The organism is Streptomyces sp. NPDC055103, from assembly GCF_053607625.1.
The window spans coordinates 1-7226 of sequence record NZ_JBSGTX010000139.1 but is presented as its reverse complement, the minus strand read 5'-3'; the positions used below and the strand labels follow the sequence as shown (position 1 = coordinate 7226).

Annotated in this window: 12 tRNA genes and 4 rRNA genes; all 16 read right to left on the bottom strand. The window is 53.2% G+C overall.

What is annotated here, in order from left to right:
• Nucleotides 1-1018: ribosomal RNA gene (locus tag ACWFR1_RS39820) — 23S ribosomal RNA — on the bottom strand; the annotation flags it as partial.
• A gap of 207 nt (nucleotides 1019-1225) precedes the next feature.
• Nucleotides 1226-1301: transfer RNA gene (locus tag ACWFR1_RS39815), tRNA-Ala, on the bottom strand.
• Nucleotides 1302-1306: 5 nt separating this feature from the next.
• Nucleotides 1307-1383: transfer RNA gene (locus ACWFR1_RS39810), tRNA-Pro, on the bottom strand.
• 27 nt (nucleotides 1384-1410) lie between these two features.
• Nucleotides 1411-1487: transfer RNA gene (locus tag ACWFR1_RS39805), tRNA-Arg, on the bottom strand.
• 9 nt (nucleotides 1488-1496) lie between these two features.
• Nucleotides 1497-1582 (bottom strand) — tRNA-Leu (locus tag ACWFR1_RS39800).
• A gap of 14 nt (nucleotides 1583-1596) precedes the next feature.
• Nucleotides 1597-1671 (bottom strand) — tRNA-Gly (locus ACWFR1_RS39795).
• A gap of 5 nt (nucleotides 1672-1676) precedes the next feature.
• Nucleotides 1677-1763: transfer RNA gene (locus ACWFR1_RS39790), tRNA-Leu, on the bottom strand.
• Between the two features lie 6 nt (nucleotides 1764-1769).
• A tRNA-Lys gene (locus tag ACWFR1_RS39785) sits at nucleotides 1770-1845 on the bottom strand.
• Nucleotides 1846-1882: 37 nt separating this feature from the next.
• Nucleotides 1883-1958 (bottom strand) — tRNA-Thr (locus tag ACWFR1_RS39780).
• Between the two features lie 5 nt (nucleotides 1959-1963).
• Nucleotides 1964-2039: transfer RNA gene (locus ACWFR1_RS39775), tRNA-Phe, on the bottom strand.
• A 12-nt stretch (nucleotides 2040-2051) separates the two neighbouring features.
• Nucleotides 2052-2128, bottom strand: a tRNA-Asp gene (locus ACWFR1_RS39770).
• Between the two features lie 15 nt (nucleotides 2129-2143).
• Nucleotides 2144-2220 (bottom strand) — tRNA-Met (locus ACWFR1_RS39765).
• Between the two features lie 9 nt (nucleotides 2221-2229).
• Nucleotides 2230-2305, bottom strand: a tRNA-Val gene (locus ACWFR1_RS39760).
• Nucleotides 2306-2327: 22 nt separating this feature from the next.
• Nucleotides 2328-2443: ribosomal RNA gene (rrf, locus tag ACWFR1_RS39755) — 5S ribosomal RNA — on the bottom strand.
• Nucleotides 2444-2498: 55 nt separating this feature from the next.
• A 23S ribosomal RNA gene (locus ACWFR1_RS39750) occupies nucleotides 2499-5426 on the bottom strand.
• Nucleotides 5427-5596: 170 nt separating this feature from the next.
• Nucleotides 5597-7145, bottom strand: a 16S ribosomal RNA gene (locus ACWFR1_RS39745).
• Nucleotides 7146-7226: the final 81 nt, after the last annotated feature.

Genomic DNA, 7226 nt, shown 5'->3' with positions numbered 1-7226 from the left:
AACCACAACTTTGGGACCTTAGCTGGCGGTCTGGGTTGTTTCCCTTTTCACGACGGACGTTAGCACCCGCCGTGTGTCTCCCGTGATAACATTCTTCGGTATTCGGAGTTTGCATCGGTTTGGTAAGCCGGGATGGCCCCCTAGCCGAAACAGTGCTCTACCCCCGAAGATGAGTTCACGAGGCGCTACCTAAATAGCTTTCGGGGAGAACCAGCTATCTCCCGGTTTGATTGGCCTTTCACCCCCAGCCACAAGTCATCCGCTAATTTTTCAACATTAGTCGGTTCGGTCCTCCAGTTAGTGTTACCCAACCTTCAACCTGCCCATGGCTAGATCACCGGGTTTCGGGTCTATACCTTGCAACTAATCGCCCAGTTAAGACTCGGTTTCCCTACGGCTCCCCTATACGGTTAACCTTGCTACAAAATATAAGTCGCTGACCCATTATACAAAAGGTACGCAGTCACACCACGAAGGTGCTCCCACTGCTTGTACGTACACGGTTTCAGGTTCTATTTCACTCCCCTCGCCGGGGTTCTTTTCGCCTTTCCCTCACGGTACTGGTTCACTATCGGTCAGTCAGGAGTATTTAGCCTTGGAGGATGGTCCCCCCATATTCAGACAGGATGTCACGTGTCCCGCCCTACTCATCGAACTCACGACCTGTGCATTTTAGTGTACGGGGCTATCACCCTTTACTGCGCGACTTTCCAGACGCTTCCACTAACACACAAGCCGATTCAGGTTCTGGGCTCCTCCCCGTTCGCTCGCCGCTACTGGGGGAATCTCGGTTGATTTCTTTTCCTCGGGGTACTTAGATGTTTCAGTTCCCCCGGTTCGCCTCATGCCACTATGTATTCATGACATGATAGTGTGTCGAAACACACTGGGTTTCCCCATTCGGGTATCGCCGGTTATAACGGTTCATATCACCTTACCGACGCTTTTCGCAGATTAGCACGCCCTTCATCGCCTCTGACTGCCTAGGCATCCACCGTATACGCTTAGTCACTTAACCTCACAACCCGAAGATGTTTCCATCGTTCGTGCTGCAAACATTTGAGAGACTCTATGACAGGTTACTCTTCATCCCAGTACATCTACGGAGGGATAAATTTCAGCCGTCATGTTTCAATTTTCAGCTTGTTCCAGATTGTTAAAGAGCAAAATACTTCGCAGCATACTGTCGCCAATATACTCTGAAGTATTGAAATACCGGACTATATGGTGGAGCCTAGCGGGATCGAACCGCTGACCTCCTGCGTGCAAAGCAGGCGCTCTCCCAGCTGAGCTAAGGCCCCAAGAATGGTCGGGAAGACAGGATTCGAACCTGCGACCCCATGGTCCCAAACCATGTGCTCTACCAAGCTGAGCTACTTCCCGATTTCCTATCTATTCTATTAAAAGATATGGCGCGCCCGAGAGGAGTCGAACCCCTAACCTTTTGATCCGTAGTCAAACGCTCTATCCAATTGAGCTACGGGCGCAACACTTAATGCCGAGGGCCGGACTTGAACCGGCACGGTAGTCACCTACCGCAGGATTTTAAGTCCTGTGTGTCTGCCAATTCCACCACCCCGGCGTGGATGGTATAGTTGGAGCGGAAGACGGGATTCGAACCCGCGACCCCCACCTTGGCAAGGTGGTGTTCTACCACTGAACTACTTCCGCAGAAATGGTGCGGATGAAGGGACTTGAACCCCCACGTCTGTAAAGACACTAGATCCTAAGTCTAGCGCGTCTGCCAATTCCGCCACACCCGCGTAAAATGGTGAGCCATGAAGGACTCGAACCTTCGACCCTCTGATTAAAAGTCAGATGCTCTACCAACTGAGCTAATGGCTCTTCTTACAAGAGACTTGAGTATTATATCATATAAAAGTGGTGCCGGCAAGAGGACTTGAACCCCCAACCTACTGATTACAAGTCAGTTGCTCTACCAATTGAGCTACACCGGCATAGGTGGTGGCTCGGGACGGAATCGAACCGCCGACACACGGATTTTCAGTCCGTTGCTCTACCAACTGAGCTACCGAGCCTAAGTATTTAAATGGCGGTCCGGACGGGACTCGAACCCGCGACCTCCTGCGTGACAGGCAGGCATTCTAACCAACTGAACTACCGGACCAATAGAGAAAAAATTTGGTTGCGGGGGCAGGATTTGAACCTGCGACCTTCGGGTTATGAGCCCGACGAGCTACCGAACTGCTCCACCCCGCGATGATATAATGGTGGAGGATGACGGGCTCGAACCGCCGACCCTCTGCTTGTAAGGCAGATGCTCTCCCAGCTGAGCTAATCCTCCATAATTGCACTAACGTGCAATTGCTTGGCGGCGTCCTACTCTCACTGGGGGAAACCCCCGACTACCATCGGCGCTGAAGAGCTTAACTTCCGTGTTCGGTATGGGAACGGGTGTGACCTCTTCGCTATCGCCACCAAACAAATTGAGAGTGTTCTCTCAAAACTAGATAACAGGTGTGACATCATTCAAAAATATGGTTAAGTCCTCGATCGATTAGTATCTGTCAGCTCCATGTGTCGCCACACTTCCACCTCAGACCTATCAACCTGATCATCTTTCAGGGATCTTACTTCCTTGCGGAATGGGAAATCTCATCTTGAGGGGGGCTTCATGCTTAGATGCTTTCAGCACTTATCCCGTCCGCACATAGCTACCCAGCGATGCCCTTGGCAGAACAACTGGTACACCAGCGGTGCGTCCATCCCGGTCCTCTCGTACTAAGGACAGCTCCTCTCAAATTTCCTGCGCCCGCGACGGATAGGGACCGAACTGTCTCACGACGTTCTGAACCCAGCTCGCGTACCGCTTTAATGGGCGAACAGCCCAACCCTTGGGACCGACTACAGCCCCAGGATGCGATGAGCCGACATCGAGGTGCCAAACCTCCCCGTCGATGTGGACTCTTGGGGGAGATAAGCCTGTTATCCCCGGGGTAGCTTTTATCCGTTGAGCGATGGCCCTTCCATGCGGAACCACCGGATCACTAAGCCCGACTTTCGTCCCTGCTCGACTTGTAGGTCTCGCAGTCAAGCTCCCTTGTGCCTTTACACTCTGCGAATGATTTCCAACCATTCTGAGGGAACCTTTGGGCGCCTCCGTTACCTTTTAGGAGGCGACCGCCCCAGTCAAACTGCCCACCTGACACTGTCTCCCCGCCCGATAAGGGCGGCGGGTTAGAAGGTCAATACAGCCAGGGTAGTATCCCACCGATGCCTCCACCGAAGCTGGCGCTCCGGTTTCCAAGGCTCCTACCTATCCTGTACAAGCTGTACCAACATTCAATATCAGGCTGCAGTAAAGCTCCACGGGGTCTTTCCGTCCTGTCGCGGGTAACCTGCATCTTCACAGGTACTATAATTTCACCGAGTCTCTCGTTGAGACAGTGCCCAGATCGTTGCGCCTTTCGTGCGGGTCGGAACTTACCCGACAAGGAATTTCGCTACCTTAGGACCGTTATAGTTACGGCCGCCGTTTACTGGGGCTTCAATTCGCACCTTCGCTTACGCTAAGCGCTCCTCTTAACCTTCCAGCACCGGGCAGGCGTCAGCCCCTATACTTCGCCTTACGGCTTCGCAGAGACCTGTGTTTTTGCTAAACAGTCGCCTGGGCCTATTCACTGCGGCTCTCTCGGGCTTGCACCCTAACAGAGCACCCCTTCTCCCGAAGTTACGGGGTCATTTTGCCGAGTTCCTTAACGAGAGTTCTCTCGATCACCTTAGGATTCTCTCCTCGCCTACCTGTGTCGGTTTGCGGTACGGGCACCTCTCACCTCGCTAGAGGCTTTTCTTGGCAGTGTGGAATCAGGAACTTCGCTACTATATTTCGCTCGCCATCACAGCTCAGCCTTATGGGAAACGGATTTGCCTATTTCCCAGCCTAACTGCTTGGACGCGGATATCCAATACCGCGCTTACCCTATCCTCCTGCGTCCCCCCATTGCTCAAATGGTGAGGAGGTGGTACAGGAATATCAACCTGTTGTCCATCGCCTACGCCTTTCGGCCTCGGCTTAGGTCCCGACTAACCCTGAGCGGACGAGCCTTCCTCAGGAAACCTTAGGCATTCGGTGGAGGGGATTCTCACCCCTCTTTCGCTACTCATACCGGCATTCTCACTTCTAAGCGCTCCACCAGTCCTTCCGGTCTGGCTTCACAGCCCTTAGAACGCTCTCCTACCACTGTTCGAAGAACAGTCCGCAGCTTCGGTGATACGTTTAGCCCCGGTACATTTTCGGCGCAGAGTCACTCGACCAGTGAGCTATTACGCACTCTTTAAATGGTGGCTGCTTCTAAGCCAACATCCTGGTTGTCTAAGCAACTCCACATCCTTTTCCACTTAACGTATACTTTGGGACCTTAGCTGGCGGTCTGGGCTGTTTCCCTTTCGACTACGGATCTTATCACTCGCAGTCTGACTCCCAAGGATAAGTCATTGGCATTCGGAGTTTGACTGAATTCGGTAACCCGGTAGGGGCCCCTAGTCCAATCAGTGCTCTACCTCCAAGACTCTTACCTTGAGGCTAGCCCTAAAGCTATTTCGGAGAGAACCAGCTATCTCCAGGTTCGATTGGCATTTCACCCCTACCCACACCTCATCCCCGCACTTTTCAACGTGCGTGGGTTCGGGCCTCCATTCAGTGTTACCTGAACTTCACCCTGGACATGGGTAGATCACCTGGTTTCGGGTCTACGACCACGTACTCATGCGCCCTATTCAGACTCGCTTTCGCTGCGGCTCCGCATCTTCTGCTTAACCTTGCACGGGATCGTAACTCGCCGGTTCATTCTACAAAAGGCACGCCATCACCCGTTAACGGGCTCTGACTACTTGTAGGCACACGGTTTCAGGATCTCTTTCACTCCCCTTCCGGGGTGCTTTTCACCTTTCCCTCACGGTACTGGTTCACTATCGGTCACTAGGGAGTATTTAGCCTTGGGAGATGGTCCTCCCGGATTCCGACGGAATTTCACGTGTTCCGCCGTACTCAGGATCCACTCAGGAGAGAACGAAGTTTTGACTACAGGGCTGTTACCTCCTATGGCGGGCCTTTCCAGACCTCTTCATCTACCTCGTTCCTTTGTAACTCCGTACAGAGTGTCCTACAACCCCAAGAGGCAAGCCTCTTGGTTTGGGCTAATCCCGTTTCGCTCGCCGCTACTCAGGGAATCGCATTTGCTTTCTCTTCCTCCGGGTACTTAGATGTTTCAGTTCCCCGGGTCTGCCTTCTCATATCCTATGAATTCAGATATGGATACCACTCCATTACGAGTGGTGGGTTTCCCCATTCGGAAATCTCCGGATCAAAGCTTGCTTACAGCTCCCCGAAGCATATCGGTGTTCGTCCCGTCCTTCATCGGCTCCTAGTGCCAAGGCATCCACCGTGCGCCCTTTCTAACTTAACCGTTAAAAAGAATCACTATGTGATATCTTGTATTACTAATTGAATGTGATGTCTACTGTTATCTAGTTTTCAAAGAACACGTTTCGAAGGAATGATCCTTCAAAACTAAACAAGACAGGGAACGTTCTGTTTATAAGACCCAAGGTCTTATATTCCGTATAATATCCTTAGAAAGGAGGTGATCCAGCCGCACCTTCCGATACGGCTACCTTGTTACGACTTCACCCCAATCATCTGTCCCACCTTCGGCGGCTGGCTCCTAAAAGGTTACCTCACCGACTTCGGGTGTTACAAACTCTCGTGGTGTGACGGGCGGTGTGTACAAGGCCCGGGAACGTATTCACCGCGGCATGCTGATCCGCGATTACTAGCGATTCCAGCTTCACGCAGTCGAGTTGCAGACTGCGATCCGAACTGAGAACAGATTTGTGGGATTGGCTTAACCTCGCGGTTTCGCTGCCCTTTGTTCTGTCCATTGTAGCACGTGTGTAGCCCAGGTCATAAGGGGCATGATGATTTGACGTCATCCCCACCTTCCTCCGGTTTGTCACCGGCAGTCACCTTAGAGTGCCCAACTGAATGCTGGCAACTAAGATCAAGGGTTGCGCTCGTTGCGGGACTTAACCCAACATCTCACGACACGAGCTGACGACAACCATGCACCACCTGTCACTCTGCCCCCGAAGGGGACGTCCTATCTCTAGGATTGTCAGAGGATGTCAAGACCTGGTAAGGTTCTTCGCGTTGCTTCGAATTAAACCACATGCTCCACCGCTTGTGCGGGCCCCCGTCAATTCCTTTGAGTTTCAGTCTTGCGACCGTACTCCCCAGGCGGAGTGCTTAATGCGTTAGCTGCAGCACTAAGGGGCGGAAACCCCCTAACACTTAGCACTCATCGTTTACGGCGTGGACTACCAGGGTATCTAATCCTGTTCGCTCCCCACGCTTTCGCTCCTCAGCGTCAGTTACAGACCAGAGAGTCGCCTTCGCCACTGGTGTTCCTCCACATCTCTACGCATTTCACCGCTACACGTGGAATTCCACTCTCCTCTTCTGCACTCAAGTTCCCCAGTTTCCAATGACCCTCCCCGGTTGAGCCGGGGGCTTTCACATCAGACTTAAGAAACCGCCTGCGAGCCCTTTACGCCCAATAATTCCGGACAACGCTTGCCACCTACGTATTACCGCGGCTGCTGGCACGTAGTTAGCCGTGGCTTTCTGGTTAGGTACCGTCAAGGTACCGCCCTATTCGAACGGTACTTGTTCTTCCCTAACAACAGAGCTTTACGATCCGAAAACCTTCATCACTCACGCGGCGTTGCTCCGTCAGACTTTCGTCCATTGCGGAAGATTCCCTACTGCTGCCTCCCGTAGGAGTCTGGGCCGTGTCTCAGTCCCAGTGTGGCCGATCACCCTCTCAGGTCGGCTACGCATCGTCGCCTTGGTGAGCCGTTACCTCACCAACTAGCTAATGCGCCGCGGGTCCATCTGTAAGTGACAGCCGAAACCGCCTTTCATGTTTGAACCATGCGGTTCAAACAACCATCCGGTATTAGCTCCGGTTTCCCGGAGTTATCCCAGTCTTACAGGCAGGTTACCCACGTGTTACTCACCCGTCCGCCGCTAACATCAGGGAGCAAGCTCCCATCTGTCCGCTCGACTTGCATGTATTAGGCACGCCGCCAGCGTTCGTCCTGAGCCAGGATCCGCTCGTTCGTGCCGGTCGCCGCCGCGAGTGCGGAGGCGGTGAGCGGGCCCTGCTCGGCAAGCGCCTTGTAGAGGCCGAGGCGCTCGCCGAGGG